At 46.9% G+C, this 18,818-nt stretch carries 11 protein-coding genes; 2 read left to right on the top strand and 9 right to left on the bottom strand.

All coding sequences use genetic code 11. From position 1 onward, the window contains the following. Positions 1-208: 208 nt before the first annotated feature. Positions 209-4,096 carry a hybrid sensor histidine kinase/response regulator transcription factor gene (locus AXF12_RS10510; RefSeq protein WP_066430946.1) on the bottom strand — a complete coding sequence of 1,296 codons (3,888 nt, stop codon included), beginning with the start codon at positions 4,094-4,096 and terminating at the stop codon, positions 209-211. Between the two features lie 256 nt (positions 4,097-4,352). On the opposite strand from AXF12_RS10510, the gene AXF12_RS10505 reads away from it, so the two are divergent. Next, positions 4,353-5,675 (top strand): anaerobic C4-dicarboxylate transporter family protein, encoded by a 1,323-nt coding sequence (locus AXF12_RS10505; protein WP_066432002.1) that lies wholly within the window; start codon positions 4,353-4,355, stop codon positions 5,673-5,675. 800 nt (positions 5,676-6,475) lie between these two features. Here the strand turns inward: AXF12_RS10505 and AXF12_RS10500 are convergent. The 8 genes from AXF12_RS10500 to ansB all read right to left on the bottom strand — a co-directional run bounded on the left by AXF12_RS10500 (position 6,476) and on the right by ansB (position 17,225). Next, positions 6,476-8,152 carry a formate--tetrahydrofolate ligase gene (locus AXF12_RS10500; protein WP_066430944.1) on the bottom strand — a complete coding sequence of 559 codons (1,677 nt, stop codon included), beginning with the start codon at positions 8,150-8,152 and terminating at the stop codon, positions 6,476-6,478. Further along, positions 8,130-9,587: an aromatic amino acid ammonia-lyase gene (locus AXF12_RS10495; protein WP_066430943.1), complete on the bottom strand. Its 1,458-nt coding sequence runs from the start codon at positions 9,585-9,587 to the stop codon at positions 8,130-8,132. The genes AXF12_RS10500 and AXF12_RS10495 overlap by 23 nt, the downstream gene beginning before the upstream one ends. Positions 9,588-9,619: 32 nt before the next feature. Continuing rightward, positions 9,620-11,224: an apolipoprotein N-acyltransferase gene (gene lnt / locus AXF12_RS10490; RefSeq protein ID WP_066430942.1), complete on the bottom strand. Its 1,605-nt coding sequence runs from the start codon at positions 11,222-11,224 to the stop codon at positions 9,620-9,622. A 161-nt stretch (positions 11,225-11,385) separates the two neighbouring features. Continuing rightward, the gene (locus tag AXF12_RS10485) at positions 11,386-13,128 is read right to left on the bottom strand and encodes a RecQ family ATP-dependent DNA helicase (protein WP_074860895.1); all 1,743 of its coding nucleotides are present in this window, start codon (positions 13,126-13,128) and stop codon (positions 11,386-11,388) included. A gap of 169 nt (positions 13,129-13,297) precedes the next feature. After that, positions 13,298-13,951 (bottom strand): DUF417 family protein, encoded by a 654-nt coding sequence (locus tag AXF12_RS10480; protein ID WP_066430938.1) that lies wholly within the window; start codon positions 13,949-13,951, stop codon positions 13,298-13,300. Between the two features lie 107 nt (positions 13,952-14,058). Beyond that, the gene (locus AXF12_RS10475; RefSeq protein ID WP_066430936.1) at positions 14,059-14,874 is read right to left on the bottom strand and encodes a helix-turn-helix domain-containing protein; all 816 of its coding nucleotides are present in this window, start codon (positions 14,872-14,874) and stop codon (positions 14,059-14,061) included. A gap of 52 nt (positions 14,875-14,926) precedes the next feature. Continuing rightward, positions 14,927-16,063, bottom strand: coding sequence for a porin (locus tag AXF12_RS10470; RefSeq protein ID WP_066430932.1), 1,137 nt, complete (start codon positions 16,061-16,063; stop codon positions 14,927-14,929). 109 nt (positions 16,064-16,172) lie between these two features. After that, positions 16,173-17,225 (bottom strand): L-asparaginase 2, encoded by a 1,053-nt coding sequence (ansB, locus tag AXF12_RS10465; protein WP_066430931.1) that lies wholly within the window; start codon positions 17,223-17,225, stop codon positions 16,173-16,175. Between the two features lie 542 nt (positions 17,226-17,767). Between ansB and AXF12_RS10460 the strand changes: the two genes are divergently transcribed. Then, entirely contained in the window at positions 17,768-18,733 is a 966-nt protein-coding gene (locus tag AXF12_RS10460) for a lytic transglycosylase domain-containing protein (RefSeq protein WP_066430928.1), read from the top strand. The last annotated feature ends 85 nt before the right edge of the window (positions 18,734-18,818 follow it).

Genomic DNA, 18,818 nt, shown 5'->3' with positions numbered 1-18,818 from the left:
ATTATCTAAAAAAGGTTCGAAAACGTCTATTATAAGTTAAAGGATTGTTAATAAATTGTTTATAAATGTAAAAACCAGTTCTTGCAGCTTTCACTTCCAGAGGATCTCCGAAATCTACTTGTACATTCATCGGATTCAATACGGATTTAGAACGAACCCACAACGGAGATAAGCACCGTCGATGCCTTATCTTATTTGGATAGGATTCTCAAATTGCTCGGTATTCCGTAGGCGTTTTGCCCGTAGCCTGTTTGAAGGCAGTACTAAAATACTTCTGTGAAGAAAAGCCTACCTCAAAAGCGACCTCCGAGATGGGTTGATCGCTGGTACGCAGTAGCTCGCAGGCTACCTCAATGCGGTATTTGTTGATATACTCGCTGATGCCTATACCCGTAATCTGCTTCATCTTGTTGTAGATAGAGGCGCGGCTCATCGCTATCTGTTCAGCTATCATTGCTACGCCAAAGTCAGGGTTATGGTAGTGCGATTTGATGATATCGGTGAGCTTGAGCATAAACTGCTCATCAGCATTGCTGATGGTGGTAAGTGCGGGCGATGGCAAGAGTAGCTCTTGCTCGTAGCGCTGCTTGATGAGCTCTTTTCGGCGCAGTAAGTTGCTGATTACCGATAACAATAGCTCTATGTCGAAAGGTTTGGCTAAGTAGAAGTCAGCGCCGAGTTTATAACCTATCTTCTGACTCTCATTGTCGCTTTTAGCAGTCAGAAGTACCACAGGGATATGGCTGATGCTCAAGTGTTCTTTCACCTCTTTGCAAAGCTGGTATCCGTTCATTATAGGCATCATCACATCCGAGATGATAAGGTCAGGCTGATGTGTTTTCAGTAGTAGGAGGGCTTCCTCACCATTGACAGCTTTAAGCACACTCTTGAACTGTGGGCGTAGCTCCTCATAAAGATAACTGAGGAAGTCGGTGTTGTCATCCACCAGCAATAAGCCATAGCGTGAAGTATCAAGCGTTGAGGTGGACTTCTCTGGTGCTTGTGCAAGATTTTCGTCGGTCTCGAACTTAGCTAATACCCTCTCGTCATTGTGCTTTACAGGTAGCTCAAAGTAGAAGACTGTCTGTTCGGTATCGTCTTGATAAGCACCAATAACCCCTGCGTGCTTCTCAATAATCTCTTTGCAATATGCCAGCCCAATGCCACTGCCGCTTTGTGGATGCTTGCCTCGTTCGAAACGTGTGAAGAGTTTCTGCGAATCAATATTGCTAAGCCCAATTCCCCTATTCTCAACCTGTACGCGCGCGGTGTTTTCTTTGTAGATACTGCGCAGGTGGATGGTGGAGTGCTCATTGCTGAATTTCAGGGCATTCATCAATAGGTTGGAGATTACCACTCGTATCTTGGCAGCGTCAATCTCTATCGGAGGTAGGGTTTTCTCCAGATCTAAGTCCAGTAATAAATGTTTATTCTCCGTCTCCTGTTCAAAGTCTTTACAACAATCGGCAATTAGGTGGTTTAGGGAAGTATAGCTTTTGCTCAGCTGGTTGCTCAGAGCGGTATTGCGATCGTAGTCAAGCACCCAATTGATGATATTCTTCATCGTCTTCGCTTGGCGAAAAGCACCTTCTATTTGCTTTTTCTCTTGTGGAGGGAGGCTCTGGCTCTCATCACTGCTCAGCAGGCGCTTTAGTGGTGCGTAGATCAGCGTCAATGGGGTGCGCAACTCGTGACTTACGTTGGTGAGAAACTCAATCTTATCTTCGTTGAGGGCTTGCTGGTGCAATGCTATCTTCCATTCGAGCTGTTGTTTCTTTCTCTGCAAATAGAGCCACATCCCAACGGCACCGATAGCCAATATTGAAAGCGAGAGGATAACGTAAAAAGAAGTACGTTGCCACCACGCCGGCAATACTTCGAAACTCAGCAGTGATACGGGAGCGGTCCAGTTGCCGCTCCCAGTCATACAGGCCACTTCTATCTGGTACTTACCTGCTGAGAGAAGTGTGATATCCAAGATGTTGTCGTAGGTTTCTACTACTGAACTCTGGCCGTTATTCTTGATTTTAAAACGGAAGAGGATACGGCGAAAGAGGTCTTTCTCGTTGAGCCCAATACTTATTTTCAGCGAGTCGAAGTAAGGCGGGAGTTCCTTCGGAAAGGTTTCGGCAGTGTAGCGCTTTCCGTTCATCTCAATCTTTTGCAAGAAGAGTAGGGGAGAAGTGCCTTCCTCAGAGGTGATATCCTTGTTGATCTTCACAAAGCCACCGACGCCTCCCATATAGATATAAGGTGATGCAGAGGGCGAGATGTAGGCAGTGAGCATATCGTTGGGCAGAAAACCGTCGGAGTCGTCCCAGATAGTAATCTTCCCATCGGGGATATGATAAGAGAACAGCAGGTTCGAGGCGTTGATCCACAAACGATGTTGCTCGTCGATCTGCATATAGCTGATCTGTCGGAACATATTCGTAGCTACGTTTTTGAGTTTTTTTGTTGTAGGGGTGTAGCTGTAAAGTCCGTTGGAGGTAGCTATCCAAAAGGTATTGCTGGAAGTCTCGTGGCATACGGCATTGATGTCGCTCCGTTCGGGCAAAACGAGGTAGACGCTGAGCTGCTTCTCCTGTGTATTCAAGCTGTAAAGTGTATTGCCTTTTGAGAGAAGCAGGTGCCCCGTGGCGTCTTTGTACATCAATTTAAGTGCACTTTTCTCGGTAGTGTTCTGAAAGTGGAGACGAGTGAAAGTGTGTTTTTTTAGGTCGTAGAAGTAGTTGTTCTTAGCTGTGATGAGGATAGTGCTTTCACTCAGTTTATAAGCAAAGGGGGTAAAACCTGAGTGGCACTCTTCGTAATCCACAGTGGGATTGATGATAGTAAAGGGAGTGTAAGCATCGCTGTCGGGATTGTAGATAAAAAGTCCCTTGCCGTAGAGCGATACCAGCAGCGAAGTGCCGTTGAAGTCGGTGATGGAGGTTACCTTGTCATTATAGGTTTTCAGATGGTGCGTAAACTGCTCAGTTCGGGGATTAAAAGTGTTGATACCTCCGCCGTCGGTGCCGATCCACACAGTGCCATCGGCGGCTTCAAAGATACTGATCACCGCACGCTCCGAGAGCCCGCCGCTGCTACCAAGAGTGCTATCTGAGTAAGTTTTGATATAGGTCTCCTTAAAAAGAAAAACACCGTCGCGCACCGTCCCCGCCCAGAGGTTGTGATAAGGATCCTCGTAAAGCACCGTGATCGAATTTACAGGGAGGGAATGTGTATCGCTAGCGCGGTGCTGTATGTTTCTGAAAGTAGCGTTTGCTGGCGAAAATACCGATACACCACCTCCGTCCGTAGCCAACCATAGCGCTCCCTTGTAAGGTTTGATATCCAAAATGATGTCGTTGGGCAGCGCTGAGTTTTTCGAGGTGTATTGTGCGATACGCTCGCCTGTAATTCTGTGGCGATATAGTCCCTTTTGGAATACTGAGTAGTAGATTTCCCTTTTAGTGGTATCGACGTAAAGGGCACTTAGCGGCTGCGCCAGCTCGGTGATGAAACTCTTTAGCTGATGTGTGCCCAAGTCGTAGCGGTAGATCCCATCGTTCTCTGTGCCAATGAGCAGTGTGTTTTTATCTATTGAGCAGATGTGCGTGATTAGACACTCGCGCTTCTTGGCATAAACGTCCTTTGCCAGTGGCAACCGCTCTATTTTCTTTGAGCGGTAGCGATACAGGTAAAGTGCGCCGTAGCCACCGAAGAGCACTCCCGTTTCTGTGGCACCCACCGAATGGATATACTGCGATAGCTTTACTTCGAAGCCATCCTTTTCGGCGTTGTAGCAGAGTACGCCGCGCTGGGTCACCGCCCAGAGATGGTGCTGCATATCCTCGTAAAGATGGAAGATATAATCATCGGTATACTTGCTGACGTGGTTTCTCTCTACCTTGTTGATACCTTGGCGCGTGCCTACCCATAGCGTGCCTTTGTGATCGCGTACGATAGCTGTAACACCCGTTTGCGAGAGTCCGTGTTCGATGGAAATGCGTTTGAAGTAGTAGTCAGTAGCAAGACTATGATCGGTAGGCAAGAGTGCCAGTAGTACTGCCAAAGTGCGGTATAAAATCGTTTGTAGCTGGTATTTCTTCATTCTTTCGCTGCCTCTATTACTCAAAAATCACGCAAATATACATTCTTTCTATAAATTACGCAAATCTTCATTGACTTTATGATAAAGACTTGAGGGTTTTATTTCAGAGAGAGGTTATCAATCAATAAGATAGAAATAAGGTGTACTAAAAATCTTTTTATTTGCTAAAACTTTTCCACTTTTTTTTGCTCCGTTCGTTTCTTGTTCGTAATTTTGGGGCGGAAATAACAATACACGATTTACAATGGGAGAATATATGATTTACGTAGAGCTACTGATCGTCTTGCTCGCCATCTTCATAGGGGCGCGCGTCGGAGGTATCGGCTTGGGTATCTTCGGGATGATGGGCTTAGGAATTTTGGTTTTTGGCTTCGGCCTCAAGCCAGGCAACGCGCCGATCGATGTAATGCTAATGATTGTAGCGGTTATTACCGCTGCTGCTGCTTTGCAGGGTGCGGGCGGGCTGGATTACTTAGTGCGCGTGGCGGAGCGCATCCTGCGGCGCAATCCTTCGATGATCACCTTCCTCGCGCCTGTGGTCTGCTATTTTTTCACTTTCTTTTCGGGCACTGGGCATATCGCTTACTCGCTATTGCCAATCATCGCTGAGATTGCTACCGAAAGCAAAGTGCGGCCTGAGCGCCCCCTTTCCATCTCAGTGATTGCCTCACAGCAAGCCATCACCGCGAGTCCTATCTCGGCAGCTACAGCGGCATTGCTAACCCCAGCGTTGCTCGGCAGCCACGGCGTCACCTTAAGCACGATACTGATGATCTGCATCCCCGCCACGCTCATTGGGGTCATCGCAGGGGCTTTTGCAGTGAACTTCGTAGGCGTACCCTTAGAAAAAGATCCTGAGTACCAACGCCGCGTGCGCGAAGGCCTGCTCGAAGTGCAACGCCCCCAAACCGCCGAGGCTACTACGGGAGAGCGAGGCGCTAAGATTGCCGTGCTTGTTTTCTTGCTCGGGGTGCTGTCGATTGTGCTTTTTGGCTCGATTGAAGTGCTGCGTCCCGCCTTTCTTATCGATGGAAAGATGCAACGTATCGGAATGCCTGAGGTGATCGAAATCGTGATGATGACCGTCGCTGGGCTGATCCTCATCTTCTCAAAAACCGATGTCAATAAAGCCGTGAAAGGCTCCGTCTTCATAGCGGGAATGCAGGCAGTTATCGCGATATTCGGTATCGCGTGGATGGGCGACACGTTCTTTAACGGAAATCTCGAATTCTTCGAAACGCACATCGAGACGATCGTCACCGAGTATCCATTCCTATTTGCCATTGCGCTTTTTGCGATGTCAATCCTGTTGTTCAGCCAAGCGGCAACCGTACGTACGCTGTATCCGCTGGGGATTGCCCTCGGCATCTCGCCACTGGCGCTGGTAGCGATGTTTCCAGCAGTCAATGGCTACTTCTTTATCCCGAACTACCCAACGGTGGTAGCCGCCATCAATTTCGATCGTACGGGCACCACGCGCATCGGCAAATACGTGCTGAATCACTCCTTTCAGCTGCCTGGTTTTGTAGCCGCCATTGTGGCGATTGCCGTCGGCTATGCGATTATCCTATTTATGTAAAACAACTTTTTTATAAACTTTATTTCTTTAAAATCCGTCTATGTTAAGATAGGCGGATTTTTTATTGCTGAAAATTCTTTTCGAAAAAAACGACTATCTGAGAAACTGAGTTTCTAAAAAATTTTAATATATAGCTGGAAACTCAGTATCCTGACGTACTTTTCGAGAAATGCCCCGAGAAACTCAGTATCTTGACGTACTTTTCGAGAAATGCCCCAAGAAACTCAGTATCTTGATGTACTTTTCGAGAAGTGCCCCGAGAAACTCAGTATCTTGACATACTTTTCGAGAAATACCCCGAGAAACACTGTTTCCAGCAGTTATTTTTGAGAAGTATCCAAAGAAACACTGTTTCCAGCACTACTTTTCAAGAATTACTCCAAGAAACACTGTTTCCAGCACTACTTTTCAAGAATTACTCCAAGAAACATCGTTTCCAGCACTACTTTTCAAGAATTACTCCAAGAAACACTGTTTCCAGCACTACTTTTCAAGAATTACTCCAAGAAACATCGTTTCCAGCTCTATTTTTCGAGAATTACCCCAAGAAACACTGTTTCTAGCACTACTTCTTGAGAAATGCCTCAAGAAACATTGCGTCTGGGGCTACTTTTCGAAAATTACTCCCAGCAGCAATGTTTCCAGCAATCCACTTTTTTTAAAAATGCACAAAAATACCGTTTTTAGAAATCACCTATATATAATAGGTGTAAAAACAAAGATGCTCAGCATCCCGCCGAGCATCTTATTTAACCCAAAAAAATATTTATAAATGAGCCCTAAGGCTCTGGCAGTAAACGTTATGATAAACCAGTGATTACCCCGTTGTCGTCGATATCCATTGCTTCTGCGGCAGGCACACTTGGCAAGCCTGGCATCCGCATCGTATCGCCGAGTATCGGGATGACAAAACCCGCGCCTGAGGCAAATTCGAACTCGCGCACCGTGATTTCGAACTGGCGAGGGCGTGACAGCTTCTTCTCGTCGTCGCTGAGTGACTTCGGCGTCTTCACCATACAAACTGGCAGTGTGTCGAAGCCGAGCTTTTTGATTTCTTTGAGTTCCTTCTGCGCTTTACTGCTGTAAACCACGCCGCTGGCACCGTAAATTTTGGTGGCGATGCAGCTGATTTTATCCTCGATAGAATCCTCATTGCGGTAGAGCGGGCGGAAATGACTCTTACCATTCTCAGCTAAGGCTACCACCGCCTCTGCCAGCGCTTGGGTACCCTTGCCCCCTTCAGCGAAGCCGCGCGATACGATAGCGCGAACTCCCTTGGCGGCGCAGCATTGTTCGATAAGCGCAACCTCCTCGGGCGTATCGCTTGGGAAAGCGTTGATGGCTACCACACATTCTACCCCGAAAAGCTGTATATTCTCGATGTGCTTCTCCAAATTGGGCAATCCAAGGGCGACGCGCTCGGTGCTGGGGGTATTGTACTCGTCCTTTTTGGCGCCACCGTGATGCCGCAAAGCGCGCACTGTGGCGACGATCACTACCGCGTCGGGCGCCAATCCTGCAGAAGTGCACTTGATGTCGAAGAACTTTTCAGCACCTAAATCCGCGCCGAAGCCGGCTTCGGTGACTGTATAGTCAGCCAACGAGAGCCCGAGCTTGGTTGCTAAGACGGAATTGGTGCCCTGCGCGATGCTGGCGAAAGGACCGCCGTGGATGATCGCAGGATTATTCTCGAGGGTCTGGACGAGGTTCGGCTTGATAGCGTCCTTCAGCAGCAGTGCCATCGCTCCGACGGCTTTCAGATCGCGGGCAAAAACAGGCGTGCCGTCAAACTTTTTACCTATATATATATTGCCCAAGCGGCGCTTGAGGTCGGAAAAGCTCTCCGCCAAGCAGAGGATTGCCATAATCTCTGAGGCTGGGGTGATATTGAAGCCGTCCTCACGGGGAACGCCGTTGGCAGTGCCTCCCAGCCCAACGACGATGTGGCGGAGGGCGCGATCGTTCATATCCATCACGCGTTTCCACACGACGGTGCGTGGATCGATCCCGATCGAATGGGTTTTGCTCTGAATGTTGTTATCTATCACAGCCGAGAGGAGGTTATTTGCTTTCTCGATTGCTGCGAAGTCGCCCGTGAAGTGTAGATTGATGTCTTCCATCGGTACGACCTGTGAGTAGCCGCCACCTGCCGCGCCGCCTTTGATTCCGAAGACAGGACCCAAAGAAGGTTCGCGAAGAACAGCGATGGCGCGCTTTCCTATCTTGTTCAAGCCCTCGGTGAGCCCTATACTGACAGTGGTTTTTCCTTCGCCTGCTGGCGTAGGTGTGATGGCGGTAACCAGCACCAACTTACCTCGTGGCGAGCTGGTTTCTTTGATAAGGCTCAAAGGGAGTTTTGCCTTATACTTGCCATACGGCTCTAAATCCTCTGGCGAAATGCCTAATTTTTTAGCAACCTCAGTTATGGGTTGCATCGATGCACGTTGTGCGATGTTAAGATCTGTCGGAAAGTCCATAAGTTGTAAAAAATTGAATGGTTTGTTCTATTTCACGTTTGAGTGTTCGCTTCTCGCCGCTTGTTTCCATAAAGGCGAAGTATTCATTGAGCGGATCAGAGTGATACGCGATATTTTTTTTCTTCCATATCGAAGCGGCTAAGATGAGCTCAATAGCCAGAATTTTTTCTACGTTTCTGATCACTTGATGGCACTTGACGGCGGCGCTACCTCCCATCCCTTTGATGTCTATGGCTTTCTCGAAGAGGATGGGGCTCTCGATGCTCGCGGGGGTGGAAAGCCGTCTGTTCTCATTGAGAATGCTCTCGATGATACGCTGAAATATGGAGTAATCAAGCTCGTCGTCAGCGTTTTTATCGGTATTTGAGAGGAGATAAAACACTCTGCGCTCTGCGATGTTACCAAGTGAAGTGAGCGCTATGCAGAGGAAGTCCATCCCGAGCGAGAGCGGGAGGGTATGTGAGTTCCCACCTAATATTATGTCCTCACTTTCAGGGAATAGCAAGGGGTTGTCGGTGGCGGAGTTCATTTCGGTTTTGATGAGCTTGCGCACGTGTGTCATCGTGTCCTTTACGGCGCCGTGTATCTGCGGAATGGAAGAAAAGGCTTCTGGCATTGCATTTAGGTCGGTCGGCACAGTGTCGAGGCCTCCATTTTTCAGCCAACGGCGAAGTGCAGTAGCGGTCTCAACCTGCCCTTTGTGGGGGTGTGCGATTTGCATTTGCTCGGAAAAGGCGGAGAGATTTCCTCCGAAAACCTGTGTTGATACCGAAGCGACAAAGTCGGCAATGGGCAGCAACCCGAGCACTCGTATCAGATTGTAAGCGCTATAAGCGGTGGTGAGCTGTGTGCCATTGAGCAGCGCGTCGGCTTCACGGATAGCCAGTGGCAGAGGCTTCCACCCGTAGCGAGCCTCCAGCTCACTTGCTGAGTACACTTTATGGTTGATGCATACCTCGCCTTCGCCGAAGATAGGCAACGAAAGGTGTGCTAATGCGATGCGTTCGTCGGGGATTTCCTTTGAATAGACCACAGGATAGACGCCGTGGTTGTAGAAGTCGATCAACCGCTGCACCAACTCTCGGCGTACGCCACTAAAGCCATACGAGAAGGATTGGATCTTGAGAAACAGCATTATCTTGACGATCCGCGAAGGCAGACGCTCGCCGATGCCGCAGGCGTAATGCCTGAGGAGATCCTGTTGCATTATGGAGACTTCCCCTTCTTTGAGTTGCCCGTCGGGGTTGAAAAACGAGCTATCTAAGAGTTCTTGTAGGCGCTTGGTGTTCTGCCGCACCTTTTCGTCGAGAAATTTGTGACAGCGACGTATGTTTACGATGGCTTCTTCGGAAAGTTTGAGCTTGGTATCGTCGGAAATGAGTGCTGCCAGCTGTTCTAATACGAGGGTTTCGTTGGAAATATAGTGGTATAACATAGTTTTACAAATGAATTAAATGAATAATCGTGTTAAAGCATTAATGTTTCGCGCTTGCGCAGGACGGCGTACAGAAAGATAAAAAAGCTCAGGAAGTATGCCACGCGCGCCAGATAATCGCCCATTTTCACATAGAAAGTAATACGGCTACTGAGGTTCAGGGTATCGCCGAGAGCGCCTTGCTCGCCATACGCTAAGGTTTTCAATACATCGCCACGCTGATTGATAAAAGCGGAGATGCCCGTATTGGCGCTTCGAGCAATACTGCGGCGGGTTTCGATGGCGCGAAGCCTTGCATAGCTCAATAGCTGTTTGTGCCCTTGGGTGTTGCGCCACCAAGCGTCGTTAGTGAGAATCGCAAGGAAGTTAGCACCTTTCTTGATGTAACCTGTCACAAATTCGCCATAGATGCTCTCATAGCATATAATGGGTGCTGCTTTTGCTGCGGTTTCTACGCCTTGAAAGGCTGTGCGATATGGCTGCGTCGTCTTCAACGCCACCGTCCCGCCGAGGTTTATCAAAGCATCACCGACGATGGGCTTTAGTACGTTCTGATATGGGAAATTCTCAACTGCAACTACTAATTTCGACTTGTGATAAAGCGGAATGTCGGGGTTTCTGTTAAGAAGGAAAGCCGAGTTATAGTCGTTGAACCAAATTCTGTGGGAAGGTAGGTAGTTACTTTGTGCAGTGGTCTTTGATTTATCGGTAATGAAGTCAATCATTGCAGTGCCAACCACCCAGTTGAGCTGTGGATATTTAGCGGTGCTCAGGCGTAGGAGTGTCACTTCGTCGCTCTGGGGCAACTGGTGCAGTTGTACGTTCTGCGCGAAGACGGTCTCGGGGGTAATGATGAAATTGAGGTTGCGACTGAGGTGTTTCTCACTGAGTTTTAACAGAAGTTGAGCTATCTCAGCATTCGAAGTGTCGTATTTCTCGGAATAAGGATCGATATTGGGTTGCAGCACGAGCACATTTACAGGCTTCTGCTCTTCCTCATAGCAAAAATATATTATATACGAAGCCGCAATGGGGATAACAAGTAGCAGAGCCGCAGTGAGGAGGTTTTTGCGTATCAGGGGCTTCATCTCGTGGCGGTGTGTGAGCAACTGTTGCACTGCGAGAAAAACGAAAATATTCACTGTAAGCACCCATAAGCTACCGCCAAAAGTGCCCGTAAACTCGTACCATTGCACCCATCGCACGTTTTCCGAAAAGACGTTGCCCAAGTTGAGCCAAGGCCACGAAACATCCCAAGTGAGGTGGAACTTTTCAAACGATAGCCATATAGTGACTAAGAAAATAAGTGACAGCTTTGTGTTTGCTCGCTTTGCAACGATGTGATAGAGCAGGAAAGTAAGGCTCATTAGCAAGCTATTAGCCAAGATGGCGAAAACAGCACCGATTTCAGTAGAATACCAGATCCACCACGTGGTGATCACATTCCAGATCAGGAACGCCAGATAACTTATACCGAAGGTTTGCAGTTTCGTCCAGCTTTTTTGCTCACGGATTGCCTTCTCAGCCATCAGCAACGGAACGAACGCTACAAAAACGAGTAACGAACAGCCATACGTAGGCCACGCTGCTGCGAGTAGAAGCCCTGTGAGGGTCGCTAATAAGATATTTTTTTTCATTCTCTAAAAAACTTTGTGCCTGTGTATCAGCCGCTCGGTGATGTGCTGGCGAAGGTGTTTTTGCGTGCCAAATATACGACTTTTTCTCCGAATAGCAAGTGTTTGGAGTTATTTTTTGTGTTTATTTGCAGAAACCTTGTGTTTGCAGTGTGCTACTTTGCTCATTGCGAGGCTTCTTCGCTGCGGAGATACCCCTTAGCGTGCTTTTTCTGACAAACGCTGCATCTGCCACAAGGGGTAAGGTCATTTTGCCCGAAATACCGCAACAATTGCATACTTCGACATTCGCTTTCGTTGTTAATATAATCATAAACAGCCATTTGGAGAGTTGTTTTCGTGTGGTTGTACTCTCTGACGCTTTTTGCGATGGCATCTATGGTGCGATCGTCGTCGCGGGGCACTCTGAAGGTGAGCTCTAAGTCAGCTTCTTTGTTTACAAACTCAGCAACGTCATCCTTTTGCAGTTGTTCTAATTGCTCGATAACCGTTTTGTAATTTAGGTGTAGCTGCTCTGCTAACGCTTCTATCCTCAGTGAAATAGGTCTGTTGTAGATGCCTGTAAAGCTCCGTATCAGGTAAAGCACGAGATCTTTCAAGTGGCTGTGTGCTTTCAGGTACTCCATTAGCTGGAAACTTTCTATCTTGAAAAACAATGACGATCGGTGATGAAAGTTCTCCGATAGCGAGATTACCGAGCAGCGATCCAATACCAGCAGCGCATTGTACGCTTTTTGTGCTTGTAGGTTATACCGCTTGCAGAGCTCAGGAAAGAGCAAGCCGAAAGTCTGTTCTTCGCCCTCACCGATGGCTATCACAAAGTAAGCATTCAGCCTGCTGTAGATGTATTTCAAATAGGGGAGGTCAACGAGGTTATTATGCAGTTGCTGTTCAGAAGTCTTAAGGTCAAGCTCATTGTAGAACAGAACAGCTGTTGATGGCTTGCCATCGCGCCCTGCACGCCCCGCTTCTTGGAAGTAATCTTCAAGGGTAGAAGGAATATCCCAATGTACGACCGTGCGCACATCGGGCTTATCGATTCCCATACCAAAAGCGTTGGTGGCAACCATTACTCTTATGTCGCCAGTGATCCACATCCCGAGCTTTTTGTTTTTCTCATCAGCGGTAAGTCCTCCGTGGAAAAAAGTCGCTGAAATGCCCTGTCCTTCTAAGAAATTAGCCATTTGTACAGTACCGCTACGACTCCTAAGGTATATGATAGCACTTCCCTTTTGTAGTTTTAAAGTTTGTAGTAAGTGGAAAAGTTTATCTTCTACTTCCATCACTTCGTAACTGATATTGCGACGTTGTAGTGAAGTGGTGATGATGTGAGGCTCCTGCATTGTGAGTGCTGCGATAATGTCTTTCTGTACTTTTGGGGTTGCTGAGGCTGTCAGGGCAAGCATTGGCACTGCTGGAAAGGTTTCTTTAAGCCACTTACACTCTAAGTAAGCAGGGCGAAAATCTTTGCCCCAGTGCGATACACAGTGTGCCTCGTCGATAGCAATGAGGTTGACGTTCATCTGTCTTATAGCCTCACGAACTGTTTCTTGCTGTAAGCGCTCTGGAGAAAGGTATAGGAATTTGTAATTGCCGTAAAGGGCGTTTCCCAGCAAGCGTTCTAAGTCGTTGTGTGAAAGGCCTCCTGCAAGTGATAACGCTCTGATATCTCGGCGCTTTAAGGCTTCTACTTGGTCGGTCATTAGCGCTACTAAGGGCGAAACAACAATACAGATGCCCTCTCTTAATAAAGCAGGGACTTGAAAGCTTACCGATTTTCCCCCACCCGTAGGCATTAGCGCAAGGGTATCTTTCCCATCTAATACCGATTGAATAATAGCGTCCTGTGGGCTTCGGAAAGCCTCGTAGCCCCAGTACTTTTTGAGTATATCAAGTGCTTGCTCCATATTGCAAAAAAACCTCTTCATCTACCTAAGATCACGCAAAGATATGAAAAACAGGCTAAACACAGCAAGTTTTTATCAAAAAAAAAGAGCCACCCATCGCTGAGTGGCTCTTATTCATATGAAAAAGATTGAGTTTAATTACTTTGTAATTCAATGCGTTATATATTCTCTACGCTTGCTTTGCTTTGAGCAGCCTTCGTGCAGCCTCTGAGGCAGCTATCAGCCCTCCTGCGGACATTATGATGTCCTTGAGCACCAATCGCCCTGCTCCTGAGAGGTAAGGGAAGCCATAGTGTGGGGTAGGCATATCACCACCTAAGTTAGGCACATATACCTCGGGGGTAGTGATCAAAAAAGAGAGCGTTACGATGCTCATTCCGAAGGTGAGCAAGCCGCCGACAACGCCAATCTTAGGCGACCATATCCCGAGCAATGTCAAAAGCCCGATAAGGCATATAAAAGCACCCAAACCGTACGAAAAAGCGTAAGTGCCGTTCTCTTTATGCCACTCGATATTGGCTTTCACCATCTTGCCCTCAGGATTTTTGTGGAGCTTGTACTGTGCTACTTCCTTACCCACAGCGTTCGACTGCCCATTGATCACAGTGCCTGTAACGCCCTTCTCATCGATGGCAGTCTTGCCTGAATTATGATAGAAGAAGTTCATAAAAGGGCTATTGGTCACAAAAGGAACAATGCCGTCCGCCTCGTATTGGCATACTTTAAGTCCGCCAATCCAAGCCATAACAATAAAGATCGCCACACGGATGTAATTTACAAAACAGCGATCGCCATTAGCCAAAAAATGTAATAATTTCTGCATACTATTGATGTTAAATATTAATGATGTTTTTCAGGGCGCAAAATTACTACCTTTTCGCAGACTGACAAATGGATAAAAACGTCATTCTCATAGACAAATCCGCCACGCTACACAGCCACAATGGAGATACCCACGCGCTCGCGGAAGTGTTTGGGCGATAAACCCACGGTTTTCTTAAAAAATCTGCTGAAATAGAACTCATCTTCGAAGTTAAGCTCAAAGGCTACTTCCTTGATGGACTTATGGGTGAGGTGTAGCAGCTTCTTAGCCTCGAGCACCACGCGCTCCTGTATGAGTTTCGTGGGCGATTTGCCCGTGAGGCTCTTAATACGCTTGCTGAAAGTGTCCGTTTGTAGGTGCAGTGCTTCGGCATAGTACTGCACGCCGCGCTCCCTTACAAAATGGGTGTTGAGCAACCCCTGAAAGTCAGCTACCAACTGGTGCGACACCTCTTTTGGGGCTTCCGTGAGCTGCATACTCTTCTCCTTGCTCGATAGGGCTAAGATGAGCTGCAAATACGATTTCAGTACTGCCTCCGAATAAGCCTCGTGGGTATTGCTCTCTGCCTCAATGCGCTGCAATATATGCTCAATCTCTGCAAAAGTAGCCTCGCTTGCCTCTATATGTGGGGTTAAGAAGATCGCATTGAAGAGCAGCCCATTGCAGGCAACCTCTTTCTTGTGATATTCAATGCAGTAGAAGTCGCCGTGAAACTGCAATAGACTCACTGTGGCATCGCTGCCTCCTTTCCATTGAAAGTGTTGATAAGGTGAGAGGAACAGCAGCGTATTGCCCGCGTAGGCAAACTCCACCGCATCGACAGCAAATAAGCCCACCCCCTGAAAGGCAAACACACAGTAATTCTCCACGCTCAATGGCGTGGAGAATTGACTTAATCGGCTATGTGTTACAGTAATCTTCAATACTTTTTACTGTGCGTTAGCACATTAATCATTGATCATTAATCATTAATCACTAAAACGCTTTAATCCTATACATCATCCCTAAGCTAAAGCGATTGGTAGCATTACCATCTCCTTGCTTATATTCAAACTTACGCCCTACATACGCAAAGAAGAACCGCAAATCTTGGTCTTTGAAAGGGATATACTCTACCCCTGCATAATACCCGTAGGACTTGCGCTGGTTGTTGTACACGCCTGTGGGCAACTTGCCATTGTCTGCATCAGCAGTTTCGTACATACCCTTTACGAAGACATTCCACTGTTCCGCAGGTTGATATTCAGCCTTTAAGATGAATGAATTGTAGGTGGTCTTCTCTAAGTAAGTAGGAGCAGTACCACCATATGTTGAGGCATAACGAAGCCTATCCAAACTCTCATCGGCACGCATATAGTCAAAGAACATTTGGAACTTTGGCAAGTTCAGCCTTGTACCCAAGGTGAGCATTAAGTTCGCTTTGTTCTTAGCCTCTTGCTGTAAACCCCAAGCCCAACGCGTTTGCAGTACATTGTCAAAGAGATTACCATTCCAATTGACAATGTAAGTCAGCGGGCTACGGCTTTTCTCAAAAGAGCTTCCTGCATAAAGGTTTTCAAACTTGTCATTCCTCACATCCGTAATCTGCAAGTTAAACTCGTGGCTCGCATTAGGGGCGTAGGTAAACATCGCTCCAAGCATAAAGTTATCCATATGATCTACAAAGTCAGAGTACTCATAGATGTTCATCGGATTGAGGTCAAACTCAAAGCCACCCCACGCTTGGCACATCTTCCCTGCGGTAAGGGTGAATTGGTCATTGAGGTGAAAACCTGCATACATAATGTCGGTAGCCTTAGCTAAATTGTCCAAGTCCATACCCGCATTCGACTTGTTCAGCCTATGGCGGAAACGGTAGAATATCTGGTCAGTGATATTGCCACGCATCTCAAGGCGCAACTGTCGTGCCCTAAAATTAGCCTCAGTATCGCCCTTGTCAGGCACTATCACATCAAAACTCGATTGGAAGTTAAAGTACAAGTTAAACTTACTAATCTGTGCCTTGAGGCTATCGAGTTGCCCTTGCAGAGGATTGCCCTCTTGCCAACCTTCTTGTGCTGCGGCAGCTCCTCCCATAAGGAGGGTTACTGCCAATAATAATATCTTTTTCATAATATTCAGGTTTGAGGTGTCAGCTGTCAGCTTTCAGATAGCACGATGGTAGTAAACTATGGTGAGCCACTGGCTGACCCCTGAAAGCTGATCCCTGACCCCTAAAAAATTAATATTCATTAAAATACTTCTGTATTTGCTGCCAATCTTTAGTTTTGGTAAGGGCAAGCATCAGCAGAACGCGTGCTTTCTGTGGATTCAATGCTTGTGAAGCCACGAAGTGGTATTTTGCGTCATCTACCTCAGCATCAAGGGTAGTAGCCCCTGTGGGCACACGCGAAGCACGAACAATCTGTATGCCCTTTTGTTGTGCCTTAATAGCCATATCAAAGAGCGTATGATAGAGATTGCCATTGCCAACTCCCGCAAACACCACCCCATTGTACTTTGCGTCTACAAAGGCTTTTAGTGGCAATTCAGAGGCATTGGAATAGCTGTACACGATCCCTACCTTAGGCAGCGATTTCAGGTTGTCTACATCAAACTCAGAGTTCACGGTGTGCTTCTGCTCAGGACGACGGTTAAAGAAAGGCTTCCCATTGTGAATATAAGCTAACTCGCCATAGTTAGCCCCCTTAAAGGTTTCCACAGCCGTAGTGTTGGTCTTGATCACATCCTTACCGTCGAGCACAATGTCGTTCATACACACCATTACCCCTCTGCCAGCAGCGTTCTTATCAGCTGCTACGGCTACCGCATTGTAGAGGTTCAGCGGTCCGTCGGCACTCATCCCTGTGGAAGGACGCATAGCACCCACCAACACCACAGGCTTAGCACTGTGCACAGTGAGGTTCAGGAAGTACGAAGTTTCTTCCATAGTGTCGGTGCCGTGAGTGATCACCACCCCGTCATAGCCTTCCTTGTTAAGTAGTTCATTGATACGCTTGGCGAGTTTGAGCCACACCTCGTCGTTCATATCCTGCGAACCTATCTTCACTAACTGCTCACCGCTGACCTCTGCCAAGTTCTTCACCTCAGGCACAGCCTCCAACAACTGATAGATACCGAGCTCTCCAGCCTTGTAATTCGACTCTGTGTTCGACTTGCTGACCCCTGCAATCGTTCCGCCCGTTGCAATAATACGTATCTTCGGTTTTTGCCCGAAGACTGCCACTGACAGCATCATTAACACTATCAAGGCAATTTTCTTTAAAAACTTCATATAATATCGGTTTAAATTATGAACTTATCAAAAAACGCTACAAAATTACAGTTAAATCCTTAAATCTCCAAATAATAAATGAAGAATTTTCGAAATAATTTTTACTCCTTACCTTAAAATGCTTTATCTTACACACTTACCTTTCTTTTTGCTTTCTTTTGAATAGTATATTTTAAGAAATAAAACAGCCTACGCAAACAACTCCTCTAAAACATAGTTAATGCTCTCTCACAAAATAAGCAAAAACTCACCTACCAATTTAGAAAAATTTTCTAACGAGATCAATACGGATTAGATACGGTATCAGTACGGTACCAGTACGGATGGAGTCAGCTCCTTTTTAGACTCGTCTAAATCCTGTGTATGTACAACAACGTAGAAATAGCATCTAAAAAAGGTATTTGTTATAGTTTATATGCGTAATAACCCTTATACAGCTTTGCCTCCCAACTGATTTTTATACTGAAATGCAAAATAATCGTGAAAAATAGCTTATAAATCATAAAAAAGTCGTACCTTTGCCCCGCAATAATGAATGAACTATGAAAAAAACTATAAGAAAGATAGGTGTTGCCGCTGTGATTGTGCTCACGTCGGGCTTTTTGGTCAATGCGATGTCAGTCTCTAAGCCCGACAACAATATCTACGAGCAGGCAGATGCCCAAGCCGCTATTGCTGAGTCAACAACAGAGCATCACAAGGGAAGTTTTGAAAGCGATTATCGGGTGTATGCGTTAGATATTCCCGAAAAACTTGACTTCGCAGGTGAGCCCGTGCCGCTCGAAGACCCTGACATATACGAGCGCGCCGATCGTGAGTTTACGGTGAACACTTATTGGCAATCCAATACGCTGCTTATCTTAAAGCGCGCCAATAAGTACTTTCCTATCATCGAGCCTATACTGAGGCGCAATAATATCCCTGATGATTTCAAGTACCTCGCAGTGATTGAAAGCAGCCTTACCAATGCGGTTTCACCTTCGGGGGCGAGTGGTTTTTGGCAGTTTATGCGTCCCGCAGCCAAAGAGTATAACTTGGAGGTAACTGACCAGGTGGACGAGCGCTATCACTTAGAGAAGGCTACCCAGGCTGCTTGCGATTATTTCAACAAGGCAAAGCGCATCACAGGCAGCTGGACGATGGCGGCGGCAGCATACAACGCAGGGATGACGGGGGTCAATACCCAAGCTACTTTCCAGCAGACGAAGAACTATTACGATCTGTGGCTCAGCACGGAGACTTCGCGCTATGTGTTTCGCATTCTGGCGATGAAGGAGATAATGAAGCACCCTAAGAAGTATGGGTTTATCTTTGACAAGAAGCATCTGTACAATGAGCTGCCTACCACCAACGTGATGGTGGATAGTACGATTAGCAACCTTACCGACTTTGCGAAAAGCCAAAACATCACTTACAAAGATTTGAAGCTCTATAACCCTTGGCTGCGCGATAAAAAGTTAGATAACGAGGATGGCAAAACCTACTACATAAGGATACCTAAGAAGTAGAAGTCAGTAGTCAGAAGTCAGCAGTCAGAGAACAGTAAATAAAAAAGAGAAGCGTATAAAAGTATCTACGCTTCTCTTTTTCTAC

It is taken from the genome of Capnocytophaga haemolytica (assembly GCF_001553545.1).
GTDB lineage: Bacteria > Bacteroidota > Bacteroidia > Flavobacteriales > Flavobacteriaceae > Capnocytophaga > Capnocytophaga haemolytica.
This window is presented reverse-complemented; position numbering and strand designations above follow the sequence as displayed.

Excerpts from the sequence above, each read along its gene's own strand:
- AXF12_RS10510 (WP_066430946.1), bottom strand. The coding sequence starts at position 4,096 with ATGAAGAAATACCAGCTACAAACGATTTTATACCGCACTTTGGCAGTA.
- AXF12_RS10505 (WP_066432002.1), top strand. The coding sequence starts at position 4,353 with ATGATTTACGTAGAGCTACTGATCGTCTTGCTCGCCATCTTCATAGGG.
- AXF12_RS10500 (WP_066430944.1), bottom strand. The coding sequence starts at position 8,152 with ATGGACTTTCCGACAGATCTTAACATCGCACAACGTGCATCGATGCAA.
- AXF12_RS10495 (WP_066430943.1), bottom strand. The coding sequence starts at position 9,587 with ATGTTATACCACTATATTTCCAACGAAACCCTCGTATTAGAACAGCTG.
- lnt (WP_066430942.1), bottom strand. The coding sequence starts at position 11,224 with ATGAAAAAAAATATCTTATTAGCGACCCTCACAGGGCTTCTACTCGCA.
- AXF12_RS10485 (WP_074860895.1), bottom strand. The coding sequence starts at position 13,128 with ATGGAGCAAGCACTTGATATACTCAAAAAGTACTGGGGCTACGAGGCT.
- AXF12_RS10480 (WP_066430938.1), bottom strand. The coding sequence starts at position 13,951 with ATGCAGAAATTATTACATTTTTTGGCTAATGGCGATCGCTGTTTTGTA.
- AXF12_RS10470 (WP_066430932.1), bottom strand. The coding sequence starts at position 16,063 with ATGAAAAAGATATTATTATTGGCAGTAACCCTCCTTATGGGAGGAGCT.
- ansB (WP_066430931.1), bottom strand. The coding sequence starts at position 17,225 with ATGAAGTTTTTAAAGAAAATTGCCTTGATAGTGTTAATGATGCTGTCA.
- AXF12_RS10460 (WP_066430928.1), top strand. The coding sequence starts at position 17,768 with ATGAAAAAAACTATAAGAAAGATAGGTGTTGCCGCTGTGATTGTGCTC.